We start from the raw sequence: 20,946 nt of genomic DNA, 5'->3' as shown, positions 1-20,946 counted from the left end.
TCCAGTATGTAAATACCATAAATCTATCATTTCTTTCGAGTTTAGGCTGAGATTATGCAGTGGATTTTGGAACACCAATCCTATTTAATTATCGCGTTTGCGGGTTTGGGTACGGGTGTTATAGCAACTTCGCTATGGGCCAAGCAAAAACTGAGCTTGCATAGACAGTTGGCTGAGCAGCAGGCTGCGGCTCAAACCCAACTGAGTGACACGCAAATAAACCAAATGAAGCGACAACTCGACGAAGCCGAGTCTGAGCTGGAGCAGCTAGATCAAGACAAAGACAAAGCGGCGTATGAGTTGAAACAAGCGCACGGCAAGCTTATGGCAGTCATGGAAAAGCTGCGTTATTTCGAGGCGATTAAACAAGAAAGGCAACAGTATTTAGACGAACTCAATGCTTTGAGGGAAAGCAAATCTCAATTGGAAGCACAGATCCGAGAACAAGAAGCTAGGCATAGTGAAGAGAACCGAGCTAGTGAAGACAAACTCGCCTTGTTGGAAAATGCCGAGCAGCGGTTGAAAGAACAGTTTGAATACTTGGCCAACCAGCTATTTGAAGCTAAAACGGCCAAGGTAGATCAGCAAAACAAGCAAAGCTTAGAAGGTTTGCTGAACCCTCTTAAAGATCAGTTAGAAGGCTTTAAAAAGCAGGTCAATGATAGCTTTAGCGTTGAAGCTAAAGAGCGTCATACCTTAGTTCACGAGCTGAAAAACCTTCAGCGCTTGAATGAACAGATGGCAAAAGAAGCATTAAGCCTGACACAAGCATTAAAGGGAGATAATAAGCAGCAAGGCAACTGGGGAGAGGTAGTTCTGGCCAGAGTGCTTGCTGAGTCCGGTTTAAGAGAGGGGCATGAATACCATACACAAGTAAGCCTTCAAAATGAGGCCGGCAAACGCTTTCAACCAGATGTTGTCGTACACCTTCCCAACGATAAACAAGTGGTCGTCGATTCAAAAATGACCTTAGTGGCCTATGAAAAATACTTTAACGCTGAGACAGAGCAAGAAAAAGCTACGGCACTGAGTGAGCATTTACTTTCAGTGAAAAGTCATATTAAAGGTCTTAGCCAAAAGGATTATCAGCAGCTTAAAGGGATCCAGTCGCTCGATTACGTATTGATGTTTATTCCCGTAGAACCCGCTTTTCAGTTGGCAATTCAAGCCGATCCGTCATTGGTTAAAGAGGCATTAGAGCAAAATATAATTCTAGTGAGTCCCACAACGTTGCTGGTGGCGCTTAGAACGATAGATAACCTTTGGCGAAATGACCGACAAAATCAAAATGCTCAGATCATAGCGGATCGAGCCAGCAAGCTTTACGACAAACTGAGATTGTTTGTTGATGATATGCAAGGAGTAGGGGCGGCCTTAGATAAGGCTAACCAGAATTATCAAGGGGCGATGAATAAGCTTGCTACTGGGAGAGGCAACCTCATTCGCCAAGCGGAGAGCTTTAAACAGCTCGGAGTCGAAGTAAAGCGTCCAATTTCCCCGGAACTGACTGAAATAGCACTAAATGACGCTTTCTCAGAAAATGCTTCGTTAGTAGAAAGACATCTAGGTGAGGATAAAGTAAACTAATCGCCCGCGGAGCACATATTGCAATCAATAAATACAATGGAGTTGAGTGAAACCGATATCGGCCTCAGCCCTTGTGCCAGCGTTGTCCAAGAGGAAACAGAATGACGGATATCAGCGTGCAATCGACTACAGAAGTAGAATCATCGGAAACCACTCACTTTGGGTTTAGTACGGTGTCGACCGACCAAAAAGCAGAAAAGGTAGCAGAAGTATTCCATTCGGTTGCTACCAAATACGACATTATGAATGACCTACTATCTGGTGGTATTCATCGCTTGTGGAAACGATTCACCATAGATTGCAGTGGTGCTCGCCCGGGGCAAAAGGTTCTCGACCTTGGCGGTGGTACCGGCGACCTCGCCGCTAAGTTCTCACGTATAGTTGGTGACAAAGGTGAAGTGGTTCTCGCGGATATTAACAACTCAATGCTGAATGTTGGGCGAGATAAACTGCGCGATTCTGGAATTGTTGGCAATGTTCACTACGTACAAGCAAACGCAGAAGAACTGCCATTTCCCGACGACCATTTTGATGTGATCACCATTAGTTTCTGTCTGCGCAATGTGACCGATAAAGACAAAGCGCTGCGCTCAATGTTCCGAGTACTAAAGCCAGGTGGTCGTCTATTGGTTCTAGAGTTTTCAAAACCGCTACTCGCTCCCCTATCAAAGATCTACGATGCTTACTCATTCCACTTATTACCTAAGATTGGTGAACTAGTAGTAAATGATGGAGACAGCTATCGTTACTTGGCAGAGTCCATTCGCATGCATCCAGACCAAGATACATTGGAAGGCATGATGCAAGAGGCGGGATTTGAGCAGACCAAATACTATAATTTGACCGGCGGCATTGTTGCACTTCACCGCGGTTACAAGTTTTAGCCTTAGGGAAAACTATGCCGTTTGAACCATTAGTTACCGCAGTGATAGAAACATCGCTCAACACTTTGATTAAAGACAACCCAGACCTCCTTGCTCGCTTAATGCGTTTGAAAGGACAGTCTGTACAGGTTCACATCAAAGAGATAGATAAGACGCTTACCTTTATTTTTAGCCAGCAAGTTGATGTGTTGGCCAATTATGAAGGCAAGCCTGATTGTTATCTTTCCCTGAACTTATCGGTACTCCCAGAACTAAGAGAGCAAGCCAATATCACTCGCTTGATCAAGCAAGATAAGCTAGAGCTAGAGGGTGACATTCAACTGGCGCAACGCTTTGCGGCTTTGATGACTGACAGCAAGCCCGATATCGAAGAGTGGCTTTCTCGTTTAACCGGTGATGTTGTCGCTCACACGATAGTCAAAGGCGCAAGTAACCTTGGCGGTTTTGTAAAAGAAGAAGCTAAGCGTCACCAAGATCATCTAGGCCAAGTGCTTACCGAAGAGTGGAAAATAGCGCCAGCACCTTTGGAAATTGCCCATTTCTGCGATCAGGTGGATGATGTAAAAAGTCAGGCTTCCCGCATCGAAGTGAGATTAAATAAGTTACTGGAGAAAATATGACTCCAGCAGAAATTCGCCGACTATATCGAATTATCAAGGTCCAGTTAGAGTACGGCCTTGATGAACTGCTTCCAGAGCACGAACTCACCCGTGCTCCACTTTTGGCCCGCAAGTCACTGTTTTGGATTAAAAATAAACACCCAGAAAAACCTTTAGGTGAAAGACTAAGGCTGGCGCTGCAAACCCTTGGCCCAGTTTGGATTAAGTTTGGACAGATGATGTCCACGCGTCGCGACTTATTTCCTGATCATATCGCCGACCCTTTAGCTCTATTACAAGACCAAGTTTCACCATTTGATGGAAATCTTGCTAAACAGCAGATGGAAGAAGCGTTAGGTGTTCCACTAGAAGAGTGGTTTACCGATTTTGAGGTTGAGCCGCTAGCGTCAGCTTCTATCGCTCAAGTGCATACGGCGAAGTTAAAAGAGAGTGGGCAAGAAGTCGTATTAAAGGTGATTAGACCGGATATCCGACCGGTTATTGATGCAGATCTAAAACTCATGTACCGCATGGCGAATATAGTTGCCAAGGCACTTCCTGAAGCACGTCGTTTGAAACCCGTGGAAGTGGTGCGCGAGTATGAAAAAACCTTACTTGATGAGCTAGACCTCCGCCGTGAAGCGGCGAATGCCATTCAATTACGCCGAAACTTTGAAGGAAGTGAAGAACTTTATGTTCCTCAGGTATTTCCTGATCTTAGTAATGAAACTGTCATGGTTTCTGAGCGAATATACGGCATTCAAGTATCGGACATCGACGGGTTGAAAGCGAACGGCACCGATATGAAGTTGCTGTCTGAGCGCGCGGTAAACGTATTCTTTAAACAGGTTTTTAGGGATAGCTTCTTCCACGCAGATATGCATCCGGGCAATGTTTTTGTGAGCCCAGAGCACCCAGATAACCCTTTGTGGATAGGGTTAGACTGCGGCATAGTTGGTACACTAAACAGCGAAGATAAACGCTATTTGGCAGAAAACTTGCTCGCATTCTTTAACCGAGATTACCGAAGGGTCGCAGAACTGCATGTCGAGTCAGGCTGGGTTCCCCGCGATACCAATGTGGATGAGTTTGAGTTCGCGATTCGCATGGTGTGTGAGCCGATATTTGCCAAGCCCCTAGGTGAAATTTCATTTGGGCATGTACTGCTTAACCTGTTTAATACGGCGCGCGGTTTAATATGGAAGTGCAACCTCAACTAGTATTACTACAGAAGACGTTGCTCTATGTAGAAGGCTTGGGGCGTCAGTTGTATCCACAACTGGATCTTTGGCAAACAGCAAAACCATTCTTGGAAGAGTGGATGATGAACCAAGTTGGGCCAAAGGCACTGATTAATGCAGTGAAAGACCGAGCGCCTTTCTGGGCAGAAAAATTACCAGAGCTGCCTGAGTTGCTGTACGACAGCTTGCGCCAAGGTAAAGCGATGAATGAGAGAATGGATCAGCTTTATCAAGGTTATAGGTCGACCAAAAAGCAGCAAGCAACAGGACGTTTTTTATTTGGTGTTGGTGCCACTATGGTAGTTTGCTCTGCCATATTGTTCACCAGCAGCTATGAACAGCTAGCTTCGTTAAGTGCGTTTACCGGAGTCACATTTTGGCTGTTCAGTTGGCGAGCTTACCGTCAATAGACGTTAAACTCTTGTAACTATTGTGCAATAAGACCCGAGGTAAAAAGCATGGGTGGTATTAGTATTTGGCAACTGTTGATCATCGCAGTCATTGTTATTCTCCTATTTGGCACGAAGAAGCTTCGCAATTTAGGTGGCGATCTTGGTGGCGCTGTAAAAGGCTTCAAAAAGGCGATGAACGACGAAGATGCGAAGAAAGACGCAGACTTTGAGCAGGAGCCAAAAAACTTAGAGCAGCAGAAATCTGAAGCTGCAACTGAGAACAAAAAAGACAAAGAGCAGGCATAATCCGTGTTTGATATCGGTTTTTGGGAACTGGTATTGATCTCTGTCGTCGGGTTAGTAGTCCTTGGGCCAGAGCGTCTACCGCATGCCATTCGCAGCGTTTCACGCTTTGTCAGTGGTGCCAAGAAGATGGCCAACAGTGTGAAAGATGAGATTTCGCACGAGCTGAAGGTTCAGGAACTACAAGAGAACTTGCGAAAAGCTGAGCAGATGGGAATGGAAGATTTATCCCCAGAACTCAAAGCTTCAGTTGAAGAGCTCAAGCAAGCGGCGGCAGATGTTCAACATCCTTATTCTGAAGGAAAGCAGAGTAAAGCAGAGCCTGTCGCGGAAACAGAAACGCTTGAAACTGCGCCTATTTCTGATGAGAAATCAGAAAAGAAAACAGATTAAAGTGTCTAACTAGGAGTTGGCTTTGCGGCGGCTCCTTTTTGATCTATGTGTAATGAGGCTTCTTTATGTCTTCTGTTGAGCAGACACAACCACTGATTAGCCATTTGCTTGAGTTGCGCAATCGACTTTTAAGAGCGCTATTGGCGGTATTGGTCGTGTTTGTCGGGCTGATTTATTTCTCCAACGACATTTACGAGTTTATCTCGAAACCTTTGGTAGACCGTCTACCGGAAGGCGCAACCATGATCGCAACGGATGTGGCTTCACCTTTTTTCACCCCCCTTAAATTAACGTTGATCGCTTCGGTGTTTGTCGCCGTGCCTTTTATTCTTTATCAGGTATGGGCGTTTGTTGCGCCTGGGCTATACAAGCATGAGCGCCGTTTGATTATGCCGCTGTTGTTTTCAAGTTCACTGCTGTTTTACTGTGGTGTCGCTTTTGCTTATTTTGTGGTCTTTCCGTTAGTTTTTGGGTTTTTCACCGCGATTTCATTAGGCGGAGTGGAGTTTGCTACAGATATTTCTAGCTATCTCGATTTTGTCTTGGCGCTATTTTTGGCATTTGGTATCGCCTTTGAAGTGCCCGTCGCGATCATTTTGCTTTGTTGGACGGGGGCGACGGATCCAAAAACACTTTCTCAAAAGCGGCCGTATATTGTCGTGGCGGCTTTTGTTGTCGGCATGTTGCTTACACCACCTGATATGATTTCACAAACCCTATTAGCGATACCAATGTGTTTGCTGTTTGAAGTCGGTTTGTTCTTCGCGCGCTTTTACACCCGTAAAAAACCGGACGAAGAGATAGAAGAGTAGAAAAGTAAAAAGGTTGGCGTGTGCCAACCTTTTCTTTAGCTGCGAGCCAGTGGGTTAAAGTGCAAAAAGCGTCTTTGCGTTTTGAGTTGTGATAGCATCGATCTCTTCAATCGATTTCTCGGTTAATTCAGCAACGCGTTTTGCGACTAATTGAGTATAGGCGGGCTCATTGCGCTTACCGCGGTGAGGTACCGGAGCAAGGTAAGGGCAGTCGGTTTCTAGTAGGACCTTGCTTAGATCTAGATGTGGAATGACTTTGTCCATACCACCGTTTTTAAAAGTAGATACGCCACCTAAACCTAAGTGAAAACCAAGGTCATTAATGGCTTTTGCTTCTTCGACAGAACCACCAAAGCAGTGAAAAACACCACTTAAAGAGCCGTCTTGTTCCTGTTTTAGCAGCTTTAAAGTCTCTTCTATTGAATCTCTAGTGTGGATGACAACCGGAAGGTCAAGTTCCTTTGCCCAGTTGAGTTGAGTAACAAACGCCATTTCTTGCTCTGCGCGATAGGTTTTGTCCCAATACAGATCGATACCGACTTCGCCCACGGCAATAAAGGAATGTTTGCTAAACCATGAATAGATAGTATCGAGAACCTGATTTACGTCGTCCTTTACGTAACAAGGGTGCAAACCCATCATTGAGCGGCAAACGTCAGGAAACTGAGCCTCAGTTTTCAGCATGGGTTCAATCGACTCTAGGTCTATATTGGGCAGTAAAATAGTATTGATGCCTTGCTCTAGAGCACGAGCGACAACTTGCTCGCGATCTTGATTAAATTCTTCGGCATAGATATGGGCGTGGGTATCAATCATAGTTCAGCTCAGTCAGATTCGAATGGCGTGAGTATACGGCAGTGTGAGCGTCAGGTCATTTTTTCATATTTCTATACCGAGACTCAAAGCGAGAGTGATATGATTCTGGTCGATAATAATCCCAAAGAAGGAGAACAAGGTGTCAGTATCGATTCAAGGTCAGTTTCCAGAACGCCGCATGCGTCGTATGCGCAAGCATGATTTTAGTCGTCGCCTAATGGCAGAGAATCAATTGTCGGTAAACGACCTTATCTACCCTATGTTTATTCTTATGGGGAAAGACCGTCGTGAGCCTGTTGAATCAATGCCGGGTATTGAGCGTCTTTCAATAGACTTAATGCTAGAAGAAGCACTTTACTTAGCCAATCTTGGCGTCCCTGCGATCGCACTTTTCCCAGTGGTGAACCAAGACGCTAAAAGCCTATGTGCTACGGAGGCCTATAACTCGGAAGGCTTGGTCCAGCGAGCAGTTCGTGCTTTAAAGGAACACGTACCTCAAATTGGCGTGATTACCGATGTTGCACTGGATCCGTTCACTACACATGGTCAAGACGGAATCATCGATGAAGATGGTTACGTGATGAATGACGAAACGACAGAAGTACTAATCAAGCAAGCGATCTCACATGCCGAGGCTGGCGCTGATGTGGTTGCGCCATCGGATATGATGGACGGTCGTATTGGTAAGATCCGCGAAGCACTAGAAGAAGCAGGTCACATTCACACCCAAATAATGGCGTACTCTGCCAAATATGCATCTAGCTATTACGGACCATTCCGAGATGCGGTCGGAAGTGCATCAAACCTAAAAGGTGGTAACAAAAAGAACTACCAGATGGATCCTGCCAACAGCGATGAAGCGATCCAAGAAGTGGCGATGGATATTAATGAAGGCGCGGATATGGTGATGGTGAAACCAGGTATGCCTTATCTCGATATTGTGCGTCGAGTTAAAACGGAACTGGAAGTCCCCACGTTTGCTTATCAGGTCTCTGGTGAATACGCTATGCACAAAGCAGCGATCGAAAATGGCTGGTTAAGCGAGAAAGAGATCGTGCTGGAATCTTTGCTGTGTTTTAAACGAGCAGGCGCAGATGGCATTCTTACCTATTTTGCCAAAGATGTTGCTGAGTGGCTGGCGAAAGACAACGCAGAAGCGGCTCAATACTTACCAGAGTAATTGCAGCTTCTATCTATTTATAAGAGGTCAGCTTTACGCTGGCCTTTATTTTTTGGGAGGTTCGGGTGTTAACCATTCGCAAAGGTACTTTAGATGAAGCAGTGATCGCCGTCGATCAGATTGCGGAGTTTATCAACAAAGAGACGGTAGCAAGTTTATCCAAAAGAGTTGAAGGAAAGAAAAACCTTGTTCTGGTCGCCGAAGACAATGGAAAAATTCTAGGATTTAAAATTGGTTATCAACTGGATGAAAAAACGTTTTACAGTTGGTTTGGAGGCGTAGTTCCCAAAGGGAGACAACACGGGATCGCACAAAAATTATTGGATGCGCAAGAGAAGTGGATCTCAGAACAGGGCTATCAAGCGATTAGAGTTAAGTCTCGCAATCAGTTTCCGGCCATGGTGCGATTACTGTTTAGGAATGGCTATGTCATTGAAAAATTTGAAGAAAAAATCCCTTTGCTAGAATCTAGATTGCATTTCATTAAGCAAGTTTAAGTGGTCAAAAAAAATTAAATGAGATTTTTTCTCATTTAGGTGTTGACGAACTAAATGAGAATAATTATTATTAACCTCGTCTTAGGGAATGAAGGAAAGTTCACAGGGACGTTGAGTTACCAAGCATTACTTAGTGATGTGAAGTAATAAAGCCGAACAACACGAACTTGCACGAGTTCTTTTTGACACGACATTGCTCACATTGCTTCCAGTGTAATTTATAGCTTTATGGCAAAGCATCTATATTCACCTGAATGTGCTTTGACCCCTTTTATGCTAGGCGACATCATTAGATGTCGCTTTTTTTCTGCCTGAAATTTACCGGTAAAAAGAACAGTGCGCAAAAGGGCACCAATAGCCTTTTCCACAATGCACGATCGCTAAAAGATCGTGGTAAACCTAAACGATCATTAATATACTTCTTTATAAACAATATCTTATGTATTGATAATGGTATCTCTTAACACTTTTTTTGATTGGGTGTATAAAAATATAAACAGAGTTATCCACAGCTGTAAGGGTGGCAGTAGAGCAAAACCCCGCTATTGTGTGAAAACGAGCAAATCACAGGCATGGATCGACTAACTCAGTCGTGGCATTCTAGGCAGATAATTTTTCCTCTAGCTTGGATACACAATAACTATGGCTCAGATCCCAGATAATCCATTGATTCTGATCGATGGCTCTTCTTATCTTTACCGCGCATTCCATGCCTACCCAGGTACAATGAGCAACGGCACGATTCCTACCAATGCGGTATACGGTGTCGTCAATATGCTGCGCAGCATGATGCGTCAATTTGCGAGCGAGCGAATCGCGGTGGTTTTTGATGCCAAGGGCAAAACTTTTCGCGACGACATGTACCCAGAGTACAAAGCTAACCGCCCCCCAATGCCCGACGATTTGCGCTGTCAGATCGAACCATTGCATCAGGTTATTAAGGCGATGGGACTTCCTTTGATCTCAATTCCAGGAGTAGAGGCAGACGACGTAATAGGTACTTTAGCTCATCAGGCATCAAAGGCGGGAATGCCGGTATTGATCAGTACTGGTGATAAAGACATGGCGCAGTTGGTGGATGAAAATGTCACTTTGATCAACACCATGACCAACGTTGTTATGGATCGCGAAGGAGTGATTGAGAAGTTTGGTATTCCTCCAGAGCTAATCATCGATTACCTAGCATTGATGGGTGATAAGGTGGACAACATTCCTGGTGTTCCGGGAGTTGGTGATAAAACGGCGACGGCACTTTTACAAGGCATAGGCGGATTGAGCAGCTTTATGAAAAGCTTGATGAGATAGCGCCACTAGGGTTCCGCGGATCAAAAACCATGGCGAAAAAGCTAGAGGAAAACCGCGATAACGCTTACCTCTCTTACGAGTTAGCGACCATTAAGCTGGATGTAGAACTGGAAGAAACACCAGAGTCATTAGTTAAAGCCACCCCAGATAAAGATGCGCTCATTAAACTGTACGGCGAACTCGTGTTCAAATCGTGGCTAAATGAACTTCTCGATGGTGCGACAGGAGTGGTTGAGGCTGATGGTCAACGCGCAACAGGAGAATCTTCAAGCTCAGCAACAGCGTTAGAAACCTCGGCGGTTAATATCGATCGCAGCCAATATGAAACGATTCTTGATGAAACGTCATTTGCCAAGTGGTTAGAAAAAATCGAAGCCGCTAGCGTTGTCGCATTCGACACCGAAACTGACAGCTTGGACTATATGCAGGCAAATTTAGTTGGTATTTCATTTGCGGTAGATGCTGGCATAGCTGCTTATGTACCTGTTGCTCATGATTACCTAGACGCACCACAGCAGCTATCGCGCGATTGGGTATTAGACCAACTGAAACCTTGGCTAGAGAACCCAAATAAAGCGAAGGTAGGCCAGAACCTTAAGTATGACGCCAGTGTTCTAGCGCGATATGATATCGAAATGCAGGGTATAGAACACGATACCATGTTAGCGTCCTACGTGTTTAACAGTGTAGGTGGCAAACACGATATGGATAGTTTGGCCCTTCGCTTCCTGCAGCACAGCTGTATCTCTTTTGAACAAATTGCTGGCAAGGGTAAAAAACAGTTAACTTTTAACCAAATCGAATTAGGTGAAGCATCACCTTACGCTGCTGAGGATGCCGACGTGACTTTGCGTCTGCACGAGAGACTTTTCAGCAATATTGAACAAGATGAAAAGCTATTAAGCATCTATAAAGATATAGAGATGCCACTGGTTCCCGTGCTATCGCGAATCGAGCGCACGGGTGTTTTGATCGACGATATGAAGCTATCAGCGCAGTCTCAAGAAATAGCAGTGAGACTCGATGAGCTTGAGAAAAAAGCGTTTGAAATTGCCGAACAAGAATTCAATATGAATTCACCCAAGCAGCTACAAGCGTTGCTGTTTGAAAAGATGGGCTTGCCGGTTATTAAGAAAACCCCTTCAGGAACACCTTCTACCAATGAAGAAGTGTTGCAAGAACTGGCCCTTGATTACCCATTGCCGAAACTGATTTTGGAATATCGCGGTTTAGCCAAGCTGAAATCCACGTATACAGATAAACTGCCTAAGATGATTAACCCTCACACTGGTCGAGTACATACTTCGTATCATCAGGCTGTTACGGCAACTGGGCGTTTGTCGTCAACGGATCCAAACTTGCAAAACATCCCAATCCGAAATGAAGAAGGTCGCCGTATTCGACAGGCATTTGTCGCGCCATCTGGTTATAAAATTATGGCGGTGGATTACTCGCAAATTGAACTAAGAATTATGGCTCACCTCTCTGGCGATAAAGCGCTTTTAGAAGCTTTCCAACAAGGAAAAGACATTCACGCGGCAACGGCAGCGGAAATCATTGGTGTCGACATTGATCAGGTAACCAGCGAACAACGTCGCCGCGCTAAAGCGTGAACTTTGGTTTGATCTACGGAATGAGTGCATTTGGTCTTGCCAAGCAGTTAGGCATTCCAAGAGCGGAAGCGCAGCAATATATGGACAAGTATTTCGAGCGTTACCCTGGTGTCATGCAGTACATGGAAGACACGCGTAGCGCAGCGTCTGACCAAGGATACGTAGAGACCATTTTCGGTCGACGCTTACACTTGCCTGAAATCAAGTCGAGAAATGGCATGCGCAGAAAAGCGGCCGAACGTGCAGCCATCAATGCGCCGATGCAGGGAACAGCAGCTGATATCATCAAAAAAGCCATGCTGCTGGTGGCGAATTGGATAGAAGCGGAAGGAGATGGTCGAGTTAAACTGCTGATGCAAGTACACGATGAATTAGTGTTCGAAGTACAAGAGTCTTGTTTGGCCGAAATTGAAAGTAAAGTACAAGAATTGATGGAATCTGCAGCAGACCTAGATGTACCTCTCGTGGCCGATGCGGGCCATGGTGACAACTGGGATCAGGCACACTAGACAGTTTTTATTCAATAATGAGCTAAAATCATGAGCCAGTGCACAAACACTGGCTTTTTATCGATAAAAAAGATAGGAATTTGTAGGGCCTGTTGTAGTTAAATAAAAGTTTAATGAAAAAAAACTACAAAAATGGTTTCCATTTCTGACCAATTGTTGTACATTAAACGACGTAGGGTACAGAGGTAAGATGTTCTATCTTTCAGACCTTTTGTTTCACGTTATTGGATTAGGCTGATTCAGCCGCCCCAGTCAGCTTTTGACTGGGGCGTTTTTTATTGTGCGAAAGAAAACTTCTAAACTTAACATGTGGTTATGTGATGATTGACTCTTCGATTTCTCAACTTTTTTCTGCAAAGATAATCAAAACAATCATTTAAGTTGATTTTGTAACTAAAGTTAACTTTGTAAATAATCTCCAGTCACATTTTTGTTATTTCATCCCATAAATAAACCCTGTTTAAGAGTCTACGTACTTCGTTGTTATTTGGGTTAAGTGTTTGATTTTTAAGAGTTAGTTTCTTTTTGGTTAGGTGGGGTTTGAATAACTTGTGATATTTCAAGAGGTTGCAAAGTTTCGGAGAGTCAATAATGCTTATTGCATAATAACTACTAACTATGATTTCTCTCCCGTTGCCCCGTCTTGATGGCGGGGTTTTTATACCCGTTGTTTGGCCATTAACAGGCATAAAAAAGCCCGACCAGAGTCGAGCTAATTGAATGTTTGGGCGCTTAAACTTGCTCGTTTCCGCCTAGTGTTTCCTCGTCCTGTTGCTCAAAAGCAGGGGCAAACCACGAGTCCAGTTTGTTGCGCAGAGCATCAACCCCAAGTCCTTTTAAAGAAGAGAAAGCATCGACTTTGACGTCGCCGCCAAACGCAAGGGCTTCTTCCTTAATTTTTAATACTTGAGCTTTGCGTGCGCCGCTTTTCAGCTTATCTGCTTTTGTCAGTAACACCTGAACGGGGATACCGCTGTCGACAGCCCAGTAGATAAGCTGTTGGTCGAGATCTTTCATGGGGTGGCGGATATCCATAAGTACCACCAATCCTTTCAAACATTGACGCTTTTGAAGATACTCACCCAGCGACTTTTGCCATTTTTTCTTCATCTCTAAAGGAACTTGGGCAAAGCCGTATCCCGGCAAGTCGACGATATGGCATCCATCAGCTACCTTAAAAAGGTTAATAAGCTGAGTTCGGCCAGGGGTCTTACTGGTTTTTGCCAGACTCTTTTGGTTCGTGAGTCGGTTCAGCGAGCTCGATTTTCCGGCATTAGAACGGCCGGCGAACGCGATTTCTATCCCTTCGTCTTCCGGTAAATGGCGAATGTCGGGTGCGCTGGTGATGAAATGCGTGTTTTGATAACTAATTTTTACGCTCACTGTTAACTCCATCTCGACTTTGTGTAGTCGATTGATTACTTTTTCGTTAAATTGTGTAAAATAACCGTGCTCGGCATAAGGTCACCTATTGTACCAATTGTACCATGAGTGAAGCCACAAAGTGGTACTGGAAGCTTGATAATTATAATGGAATGTCATGAAGAAATTAGCGCTAATCTTGAGTCTTTTAGCCAGCTGTTCTGTGTGGGCCCAAGGCAGCATCGAAGCTGGTAAAGCAAAATCCGTAACATGTGCGGCCTGCCACGGTGCAGACGGCAATGCTGCACTACTTAACTATCCATCTTTAGCGGGTCAGCACGCTAAGTATATTGAAAAGCAGTTAAGAGATTTCAAACTGGCTGTCGATACAGGTAACAAGCAAGGTCGTGTTGATCCTGTAATGGCTGGTATGGTTCTTACACTCACTGAGCAAGATATGGCTGATCTAGCGGCGTATTATGCGTCATTGCCAATTGCACACAATACCACACCTGAAAACGTTGTAGAGCAAGGTAAAGTTCTCTATACCGCTGGTGATATGGAACGTGGTTTAACGGCTTGTATTGCGTGTCACGGCCCTCGTGGTAACGGCACTGAACTATCGGGGTTCCCGAAAATTTCGGGCCAACGAGCTGAATACATTAAATCGAGTCTAGAGAAGTTTCGCGACGGCTCACGTGGCAATGATATGAACGCCATGATGCGCGATATCGCCAAGAAGCTGACCGACGAAGACATCGAAGTGTTGTCAAAATACGTTGGCGGTTTGCATTAATCAAACCCTATAGCTCGAGCAACAATGTCTTTAAACACCTCGGTATTCCCGGGGTGTTTTTATTTGTGCAGCATCACATAGGATTTTTAGGTCTGTAGAGTAAAGTTGCTCGTTGTCTTGTGAGACATCTGCCATAGTGAAATTGGGTCGAATGAGGTAACTGGCTGATAGATAAAACTTTGCGACTTTTCTGATGATTTTTTCTTAAAATTTTGCTGTAGCACACTTGAGCAAAGTCGGTTTCAGGATACATTATCTGGGTTGGCACGAAGCAGCATGACATGGATGGTCGCTTGGTCTAAAGGTATAGACGCGGGGAAGGGACCCAGCTCAGGATGAGCAGTATGACATGGGTGTCGCAAGGAAAGTAAGAACTCATCAGGACGATGAAAAACGACACATTTTGCAGGGAAAGCGCAAAAAACAAATGGATTATTGATGCGCAATTTATTGTGCAACACAGTTTGCCCCTTAAAGGGGAATTAGAGAGCGATGAGAGATCATCGCTTTTTTATTATCTAGATTTTAGCTCCAACATCGAATATCCGAAGCACATTGAGTAATAAACATCTATTTGGCTATCATTTAAACAATAGTACTCCACTCCAAGGCAAGTTTCTGGTATGTTTCGCATCCCCGTAAGAGGAAGTCGAAATGCATACGTGCCCGCTATGCTCATCTGAGCACACACAAGACTATTTTTCTGATAAGCGTCGTGACTATTTGCAATGTCAACAATGCGAACTTGTCTTTGTTCCTGCGGAGCAAAGACTGGATGCAAAGTCAGAGAAAGCTCACTATGATCTACATGAAAATGATCCTAGTGACCAAGGGTATCGTAGATTTCTTTCTCGAATAGCGGATCCTGTTGTGGATCGCATTGAACCTGAATCAAATGGGCTTGATTTTGGCTGCGGGCCGGGGCCGACACTTTCACTGATGCTGGAAGAGCGTGGGCACCACATGTCGTTGTATGATATCTACTATCACCCAGATGAACGGGTACTAGACGCAACGTATGATTTTTTAACTGCCACTGAAGTGATAGAGCACTTATATGAGCCGAACAAAGTGTGGCAGCAATGGTTAAATTTGGTTAAGCCAAACGGCTGGATAGGCCTGATGACCAAAATGGTTATCGACGTGGAAGCGTTTGCAAATTGGCACTATAAAAACGACCAGACGCATGTGGTCTTTTTTAGCCGACAAACGTTTCGATATTTGGCAGAGCGGGACCAGCTCGAACTAGAATTTATTGGCAATGATGTAATTTTACTGAGGAAAACCCGGTAATGAGTCGTAGTAAAAAAAGCCGCTCTGGCGGTAATACCGACGTAATCGTAGTACGCAACCGAACTCAATCGGATGTAGAAGGCAGGTTGCGTAAAAAAGATAAAAAGCGCAAAGGTCTGAAAACCGGCACTAGAAACTCTGAAGCGAAAGAGCAAAAACTCAGAGCAGCGGGTGAAAAACGCGACCCGCGTATCGGTAGCAAAAAGAAAATTCCGCTTGTCGTTGAAACACCAAAGAAGGCAAGCAAACAAGAACGTCGTCTTTCTGCTGAAAAAGAGCTAGAAATACTGGAAAATGATGCTCAATTATTAGTGCTGTTAGAGCGTATCGAAAACGGTGAGAAGTTAGGTGCAGGCCTACAACGCACGGTAGATGAGAAGCTTGACCGCATTGAAGTGTTGATGAAGCAACTGGGCATCTACGAAGAGGAAGTCGAAGAAGAGCAGGAAGAAATTGAAGTTCAACCTGTAAAGAAAGCAAAAAAAGCACCAGCGAGTGAAGATGAGCTACTTTCTCAGTTTGAAAACCTAGATCTGAACGACTTTAAAGGGTAGGTGTTGATATGAATGTAACCTTATTGGCTATAGCAGGCGTAGTGATCATCGTTGCTCTGGCGAGTTATGCAGGTTACCTTCTGCTCAAGCTTAAGAAGCAAAAGGAGTTACTGCTCACCAATCAAAAGCGAGCAATAGATAAACGCAATGCGAATATCTATGAAAACGTAAGCGTGCTGTGTTTAGCGGGGATCCAAGGTCAGTGTGACCTTTCAGAAATCAGTATTCGCGTTTATTGCATTATGGATTATGTCCAAGGCGATGACCGCGTTGATTTCGACAAAGAGTATCCGGCGATATCTGAGCTTTATCATATCGTGAAAGATATGGCGCGTGGTGAAGAACGTCAGGAACTGGCGAAGAAAGAGCGCATGCAACAAAACCTAACTCGCCACAAGGCTGAGTCACGACTGCAAGATGCCGTTATTGAAGAGCTAAAAGCCCTTAGGCAGAAAGTCGAACCCCTCAACAGTCAAATCTCTATACAGATGGTTTAACCTTCCTATACTCACTAAGTGTGAGTGATCGAGTTATCAGTTCTGAACATTTGTAACTATTTTAACTTTTCGCTACCGACGGCTAAGGCCGTCGTGTGGCAAAATACTTGCTCTAAAGAGAAAGTAACCAGAGTCTTTGTACTTTTCGATTAAAAATAATCATAACGAAAAGATCATTGGCTTAACCGAAATTGGAATGAGCACCATGTCGCAGCAAGTCGTCGCCAGTCAACAGATCGAATGGGATCAGGCGGTTCTCGAAAAGTATAACTATTCGGGGCCAAGATATACCTCTTACCCAACCGCAGTCGAGTTTCACGAAGCTTTCACTGTAGCGGATTACGATATGGCCTGTACCGAATACCCTCAGCGCCCTCTATCTCTCTACATTCACATCCCGTTTTGTCATCAGCTCTGTTACTACTGTGGCTGTAATAAGGTGATCACTAGGCACGCTCACAAGGCCGATCATTACTTAGATGCGTTAGAGTTAGAGATCCGCACGCGAGCCAGCCTGTTGCAAGGTAGAAGGGTGACTCAACTGCACTTTGGTGGCGGTACTCCCACTTTCTTGTCGAATGATCAGATCTCTCGATTAATGGCGATTCTGCGTGGTGAATTTAACTTTGAACCAACGGCAGAAATCAGTATCGAGGTCGATCCGCGCGAGATTGAGCTCGACATGCTTGATCACTTGCGCTCAGAAGGCTTTAACCGCTTAAGTATCGGTGTTCAAGACTTTAACAAAGAAGTGCAAAAGCTGGTGAATCGCGAGCAAGACGAAGCGTTTATTGTCGATATGGTTAAGCGGGCTAAAGAGCTAGGTTTTCGCTCTACTAACCTAGATCTTATCTACGGCTTGCCTAAACAGACCAAAGATTCTTTCTCAGACACGTTAAAGCAAGTGCTGGAAATGCAACCGGGCAGACTATCGATATTTAACTACGCCCACATGCCACAGCTATTTGCCGCGCAGCGAAAGATTAAAGATGACGATTTGCCGCAAGCTGACGAAAAGATGGCCATCTTGCAAGATACCATTACAACGTTGACCGGTGCGGGATACCAGTTTATCGGTATGGATCACTTCGCTTTACCTGAAGACGAACTCGCTGTTGCTCAGCGAAATGAAGTGCTGCACCGAAATTTCCAAGGTTATACCACTCAAGGTGAATGTGACTTAGTCGGTTTTGGTGTCTCCGCCATTTCTATGATTGGAGACGCTTACGCACAAAACCAAAAAGAGCTCAAGAAGTACTACGCGCAAGTAGGGGAGCATCATCACGCGTTGTGGAAAGGTGTTTCCTTAGATAGTGATGACTTGCTGAGAAGAGAAGTTATCAAGCAACTGATTTGCAACTTTAAACTCGATAAGACTCGCATAGAAAAAGAGTTCAATGTGGTTTTCAACGACTATTTCAAACAAGATTTAGAGTTGCTGCAAACCTTCATTAATGACGAACTGGTGCAGGTGGATGACACACATATCAAAGTGACCTTGCGCGGTCGACTGCTGATTCGAAATATCTGTATGTGTTTTGACAAATACTTGCGAGAGAGAGCTCGTCAGCAACAGTTCTCAAGAGTTATTTAAACCAATAGACAGAGCCACTTTTAAAAAGTGGCTCTACTTTTTTTGCTAAAGAGTGAGGTAAGTTCCTTCTGCAACTTGCCAAAGCGCTTTGACAAGAGGGTTGTTTAACTGGGCGCGTTTACAGCAAACCCCTAGTTTGAAAGGCTTAATCGGGTCGACGTCTAAACGCTGAATCTTTTCTCGCACTGGGCTATTGTTTATCACCACATCTGGAGCAATACCCACTCCACACCCCAGGGCCACCATACTGACAATCGCTTCGTGACCAGATACCTGAGCATAGATATTGGGTTTGATTTTCATCGATTTAAACCAAGTATTGGCGCGATCTCTTGCCGTTCCGGCCTCTGGGACAATAAAAGGGATTTTAGACCAGTCTGGTTTTTCTAGTTGCAGCTCTTGGGCGAAACTACTTATACCCACAGGGGCAATAACTGAAAGTGGGATGTCACTAATGGTTTCAAACTCTATTCGCGCGGGCAGTTGGTCGGGCATCGCAGAGATAGCGATATCCACTTCATCGCTCATCACCTTATCAATGGCCTGAGCGGGGTCACCTGTCGACAGTTTAAATTCAATTAGAGGATGCTGAATCCTGAAGTCAGACAGTAGTTCAGGCAAGTGGCTGTAGCTTGCAGTCACGGAACAATACAGGCGAATTTCCCCTTGCAGTTCTTTTTCCTGTCCAGTGAGTTGTGCTTGATATTGCTGCCATTCGCTGACAATACCTATGGCGACGGGCAAAAGTTTTTTTCCGGCAGGTGTTAGATCGACACTGCGATTGTCACGAGCGAAAAGGCTCTGTCCAACGTCTTGTTCCAGCTTTTGTATCTGTCGGCTGAGTGCCGATGGACTTACGTGCATGGCAGAGGCGGTTTTACTGAAGTTTTTACTATCACACAAATGAATAAACATCTGCAGACTTTTAATATTCATCAATAGGTCACTTAATGTTGCATAAATTGCAATTACTAATTGTGAATATATCACTTTAAGCAACCTGATGTCTGCTTTAGTATGAAACTATTCAGCGAAAGAGCTGACCGATACGGAAGAATATTAAGGAGTGCCCAATGTCTAACTATTTCAATACTTTGAATTTGCGCGAGCAACTAGACCAACTAGGTCGTTGTCGTTTTATGGACCGTGAAGAGTTTGCAACAGAAGCAGACTTCCTGAAAGGTAAAAAAGTAGTGATCGTCGGTTGTGGTGCTCAAGGCCTTAACCAAGGTCTAAACATGCGTGATTCAGGTCTAGACGTTGCGTATGCTCTGCGTCAGGCAGCGATTGACGAGCAGCGTCAATCGTTCAAAAACGCAAAAGAAAACGGTTTTGAAGTAGGTAGCTATGAAACGCTTATCCCACAAGCAGATCTTGTGGTTAACCTCACTCCAGACAAACAGCACACTAACGTTGTAGAAACGGTAATGCCGCTAATGAAACAAGGTGCTGCGCTAGGTTACTCTCATGGCTTCAACGTGGTTGAAGAAGGTATGCAAATCCGTAAAGACATCACTGTTGTTATGGTGGCGCCTAAATGTCCAGGTACGGAAGTACGCGAAGAGTACAAACGTGGTTTTGGTGTACCAACACTAATTGCGGTTCACCCAGAAAACGACCCTAAAGGCGAAGGTTGGGACATCGCTAAAGCTTGGGCTGCTGCAACTGGTGGTCACCGTGCTGGCTGTCTAGAGTCCTCTTTCGTTGCAGAGGTAAAATCTGACCTTATGGGTGAACAAACCATCCTATGTGGCATGCTTCAAGCGGGTTCTATCGTTTGTTACGAAAAGATGGTTGCCGACGGCATCGACCCAGGTTACGCAGGTAAGCTACTTCAATACGGTTGGGAAACCGTAACTGAAGCACTTAAGTTTGGTGGTATCACACATATGATGGACCGCCTATCAAACCCAGCTAAAATTCGTGCTTTCGAGCTTTCTGAAGAGCTAAAAGATCTCATGCGTCCGCTATACAACAAGCACATGGATGACATTATCCAAGGCGAGTTCTCTAGCACCATGATGGCTGACTGGGCAAACAACGACAAAAATCTTCTAGGTTGGCGTGAAGAGACAGGTGAAACTGCTTTTGAGAACTACCCAGAAACTAACGTAGAGATCGACGAGCAAGAATACTTTGACAACGGTATCCTAATGGTTGCTATGGTTCGTGCCGGTGTTGAGCTAGCGTTCGAAGCAATGACAGCTTCTGGCATCATTGATGAATCAGCTTACTACGAGTCTTTGCACGAGTTACCGCTGATTGCAAACACCATCGCTCGTAAGCGTCTATACGAAATGAACGTGGTTATTTCAGACACAGCAGAATACGGTAACTACCTATTCGCGAACGTAGCGACGCCATTGCTACGTGAGAAGTTTATGCCTTCAGTATCGACTGATGTGATTGGTAAAGGCCTTGGTGAAACCTCTAACAAGGTTGATAACCAAACACTTATCGAAGTAAACGAAGCAATTCGCAATCACCCAGTTGAGTACATCGGTGAAGAGCTTCGTGGCTACATGACGGACATGAAGCACATCGCGGTAGGCGGCTAAGCAAGTTATAGAAAAAGCAGTGTGCCTGTACGACAGGCACCCATCCCAACGGAAGTTGGGGTGATACTGAACCTCACGACAAGATGAGGTCAAAAAAATAAAGCAAACACACAATAAGCAAAAAGGCAGAAACCTAGGTTTCTGCCTTTTTTATTAATACT

General features: G+C 44.7%; 18 protein-coding genes and 2 pseudogenes. 17 read left to right on the top strand and 3 right to left on the bottom strand.

Annotation, left to right across the window (positions count from 1 at the left end; genetic code table 11):
* Positions 1-54 precede the first annotated feature (54 nt).
* From rmuC to tatC, 7 genes and pseudogenes are all read left to right on the top strand, one after another.
* On the top strand, positions 55-1,587 hold the full coding sequence (gene rmuC, locus BLO31_RS19790; RefSeq protein ID WP_070970902.1) for a DNA recombination protein RmuC: 1,533 nt from the start codon (positions 55-57) through the stop codon (positions 1,585-1,587).
* 101 nt (positions 1,588-1,688) lie between these two features.
* Positions 1,689-2,471, top strand: a complete 783-nt coding sequence (gene ubiE / locus BLO31_RS19785) for a bifunctional demethylmenaquinone methyltransferase/2-methoxy-6-polyprenyl-1,4-benzoquinol methylase UbiE (protein ID WP_070970899.1) — start codon at positions 1,689-1,691, stop codon at positions 2,469-2,471.
* A 14-nt stretch (positions 2,472-2,485) separates the two neighbouring features.
* Entirely contained in the window at positions 2,486-3,091 is a 606-nt protein-coding gene (locus BLO31_RS19780) for a ubiquinone biosynthesis accessory factor UbiJ (protein ID WP_070970895.1), read from the top strand.
* Positions 3,088-4,721: pseudogene (ubiB, locus tag BLO31_RS19775) on the top strand (ubiquinone biosynthesis regulatory protein kinase UbiB). The gene BLO31_RS19780 and the pseudogene ubiB overlap by 4 nt, the downstream one beginning before the upstream one ends.
* A 48-nt stretch (positions 4,722-4,769) precedes the next feature.
* Positions 4,770-5,009: a Sec-independent protein translocase subunit TatA gene (gene tatA / locus BLO31_RS19770; protein ID WP_070970892.1), complete on the top strand. Its 240-nt coding sequence runs from the start codon at positions 4,770-4,772 to the stop codon at positions 5,007-5,009.
* Between the two features lie 3 nt (positions 5,010-5,012).
* Positions 5,013-5,399, top strand: coding sequence for a Sec-independent protein translocase protein TatB (tatB, locus tag BLO31_RS19765; RefSeq protein WP_070970890.1), 387 nt, complete (start codon positions 5,013-5,015; stop codon positions 5,397-5,399).
* Between the two features lie 65 nt (positions 5,400-5,464).
* A complete protein-coding gene (tatC, locus tag BLO31_RS19760; protein ID WP_070970887.1) occupies positions 5,465-6,211 on the top strand; it encodes a twin-arginine translocase subunit TatC in 747 nt (248 codons plus the stop codon).
* Positions 6,212-6,265: 54 nt separating this feature from the next.
* On the opposite strand, the gene BLO31_RS19755 is transcribed toward tatC, so the two are convergent.
* Positions 6,266-7,027, bottom strand: a complete 762-nt coding sequence (locus BLO31_RS19755; protein ID WP_070970883.1) for a TatD family hydrolase — start codon at positions 7,025-7,027, stop codon at positions 6,266-6,268.
* 139 nt (positions 7,028-7,166) lie between these two features.
* Between BLO31_RS19755 and hemB the strand changes: the two genes are divergently transcribed.
* From hemB to spfP, 4 genes and pseudogenes are all read left to right on the top strand, one after another.
* Complete coding sequence (gene hemB, locus BLO31_RS19750; RefSeq protein ID WP_070970880.1) at positions 7,167-8,207, top strand: porphobilinogen synthase; 1,041 nt, start codon at positions 7,167-7,169, stop codon at positions 8,205-8,207.
* A gap of 65 nt (positions 8,208-8,272) precedes the next feature.
* A complete protein-coding gene (locus BLO31_RS19745) occupies positions 8,273-8,704 on the top strand; it encodes a GNAT family N-acetyltransferase (RefSeq protein WP_070970877.1) in 432 nt (143 codons plus the stop codon).
* 642 nt (positions 8,705-9,346) lie between these two features.
* A pseudogene (gene polA / locus BLO31_RS19740) lies at positions 9,347-12,131 on the top strand (DNA polymerase I).
* 190 nt (positions 12,132-12,321) lie between these two features.
* Positions 12,322-12,369 carry a small protein SpfP gene (spfP, locus tag BLO31_RS25310; protein WP_438356636.1) on the top strand — a complete coding sequence of 16 codons (48 nt, stop codon included), beginning with the start codon at positions 12,322-12,324 and terminating at the stop codon, positions 12,367-12,369.
* Between the two features lie 494 nt (positions 12,370-12,863).
* Here spfP and yihA read toward each other — a convergent pair whose 3' ends face one another.
* Positions 12,864-13,514, bottom strand: a complete 651-nt coding sequence (gene yihA, locus BLO31_RS19735) for a ribosome biogenesis GTP-binding protein YihA/YsxC (protein ID WP_070970874.1) — start codon at positions 13,512-13,514, stop codon at positions 12,864-12,866.
* A gap of 157 nt (positions 13,515-13,671) precedes the next feature.
* Here yihA and BLO31_RS19730 point away from each other — a divergent pair, with 157 nt between their 5' ends.
* The 5 genes from BLO31_RS19730 to hemN all read left to right on the top strand — a co-directional run bounded on the left by BLO31_RS19730 (position 13,672) and on the right by hemN (position 18,227).
* Positions 13,672-14,289 (top strand): c-type cytochrome, encoded by a 618-nt coding sequence (locus BLO31_RS19730; protein WP_070970871.1) that lies wholly within the window; start codon positions 13,672-13,674, stop codon positions 14,287-14,289.
* A 654-nt stretch (positions 14,290-14,943) separates the two neighbouring features.
* Positions 14,944-15,582 (top strand): class I SAM-dependent methyltransferase, encoded by a 639-nt coding sequence (locus BLO31_RS19725; RefSeq protein ID WP_070970868.1) that lies wholly within the window; start codon positions 14,944-14,946, stop codon positions 15,580-15,582.
* On the top strand, positions 15,582-16,136 hold the full coding sequence (yihI, locus tag BLO31_RS19720) for a Der GTPase-activating protein YihI (protein ID WP_070970864.1): 555 nt from the start codon (positions 15,582-15,584) through the stop codon (positions 16,134-16,136). Before BLO31_RS19725 ends, yihI begins: the two co-directional genes overlap by 1 nt.
* 8 nt (positions 16,137-16,144) lie before the next feature.
* Positions 16,145-16,633: a DUF2489 domain-containing protein gene (locus BLO31_RS19715; protein WP_070970861.1), complete on the top strand. Its 489-nt coding sequence runs from the start codon at positions 16,145-16,147 to the stop codon at positions 16,631-16,633.
* Between the two features lie 205 nt (positions 16,634-16,838).
* Positions 16,839-18,227 carry an oxygen-independent coproporphyrinogen III oxidase gene (gene hemN, locus BLO31_RS19710; RefSeq protein ID WP_070970957.1) on the top strand — a complete coding sequence of 463 codons (1,389 nt, stop codon included), beginning with the start codon at positions 16,839-16,841 and terminating at the stop codon, positions 18,225-18,227.
* Positions 18,228-18,272: 45 nt separating this feature from the next.
* Here the strand turns inward: hemN and ilvY are convergent, their stop codons facing one another.
* Positions 18,273-19,163 (bottom strand): HTH-type transcriptional activator IlvY, encoded by an 891-nt coding sequence (ilvY, locus tag BLO31_RS19705; protein ID WP_070970858.1) that lies wholly within the window; start codon positions 19,161-19,163, stop codon positions 18,273-18,275.
* A gap of 137 nt (positions 19,164-19,300) precedes the next feature.
* Here ilvY and ilvC point away from each other — a divergent pair, with 137 nt between their 5' ends.
* The gene (gene ilvC / locus BLO31_RS19700) at positions 19,301-20,785 is read left to right on the top strand and encodes a ketol-acid reductoisomerase (RefSeq protein ID WP_070970853.1); all 1,485 of its coding nucleotides are present in this window, start codon (positions 19,301-19,303) and stop codon (positions 20,783-20,785) included.
* Positions 20,786-20,946 lie beyond the last annotated feature (161 nt).

It is taken from the genome of Vibrio sonorensis (assembly GCF_001854765.1).
Classification (GTDB): domain Bacteria; phylum Pseudomonadota; class Gammaproteobacteria; order Enterobacterales; family Vibrionaceae; genus Vibrio; species Vibrio sonorensis.
Note: the sequence above shows the minus strand (reverse complement) of the source record. Positions and strands in the feature narration are given on the sequence as shown.

Coding starts and splice junctions, on each gene's coding strand:
- rmuC (WP_070970902.1), top strand. CDS start 55: ATGCAGTGGATTTTGGAACACCAATCCTATTTAATTATCGCGTTTGCG.
- ubiE (WP_070970899.1), top strand. CDS start 1,689: ATGACGGATATCAGCGTGCAATCGACTACAGAAGTAGAATCATCGGAA.
- BLO31_RS19780 (WP_070970895.1), top strand. CDS start 2,486: ATGCCGTTTGAACCATTAGTTACCGCAGTGATAGAAACATCGCTCAAC.
- tatA (WP_070970892.1), top strand. CDS start 4,770: ATGGGTGGTATTAGTATTTGGCAACTGTTGATCATCGCAGTCATTGTT.
- tatC (WP_070970887.1), top strand. CDS start 5,465: ATGTCTTCTGTTGAGCAGACACAACCACTGATTAGCCATTTGCTTGAG.
- BLO31_RS19755 (WP_070970883.1), bottom strand. CDS start 7,027: ATGATTGATACCCACGCCCATATCTATGCCGAAGAATTTAATCAAGAT.
- BLO31_RS19730 (WP_070970871.1), top strand. CDS start 13,672: ATGAAGAAATTAGCGCTAATCTTGAGTCTTTTAGCCAGCTGTTCTGTG.
- BLO31_RS19725 (WP_070970868.1), top strand. CDS start 14,944: ATGCATACGTGCCCGCTATGCTCATCTGAGCACACACAAGACTATTTT.
- yihI (WP_070970864.1), top strand. CDS start 15,582: ATGAGTCGTAGTAAAAAAAGCCGCTCTGGCGGTAATACCGACGTAATC.
- BLO31_RS19715 (WP_070970861.1), top strand. CDS start 16,145: ATGAATGTAACCTTATTGGCTATAGCAGGCGTAGTGATCATCGTTGCT.
- hemN (WP_070970957.1), top strand. CDS start 16,839: ATGTCGCAGCAAGTCGTCGCCAGTCAACAGATCGAATGGGATCAGGCG.
- ilvY (WP_070970858.1), bottom strand. CDS start 19,163: ATGAATATTAAAAGTCTGCAGATGTTTATTCATTTGTGTGATAGTAAA.
- ilvC (WP_070970853.1), top strand. CDS start 19,301: ATGTCTAACTATTTCAATACTTTGAATTTGCGCGAGCAACTAGACCAA.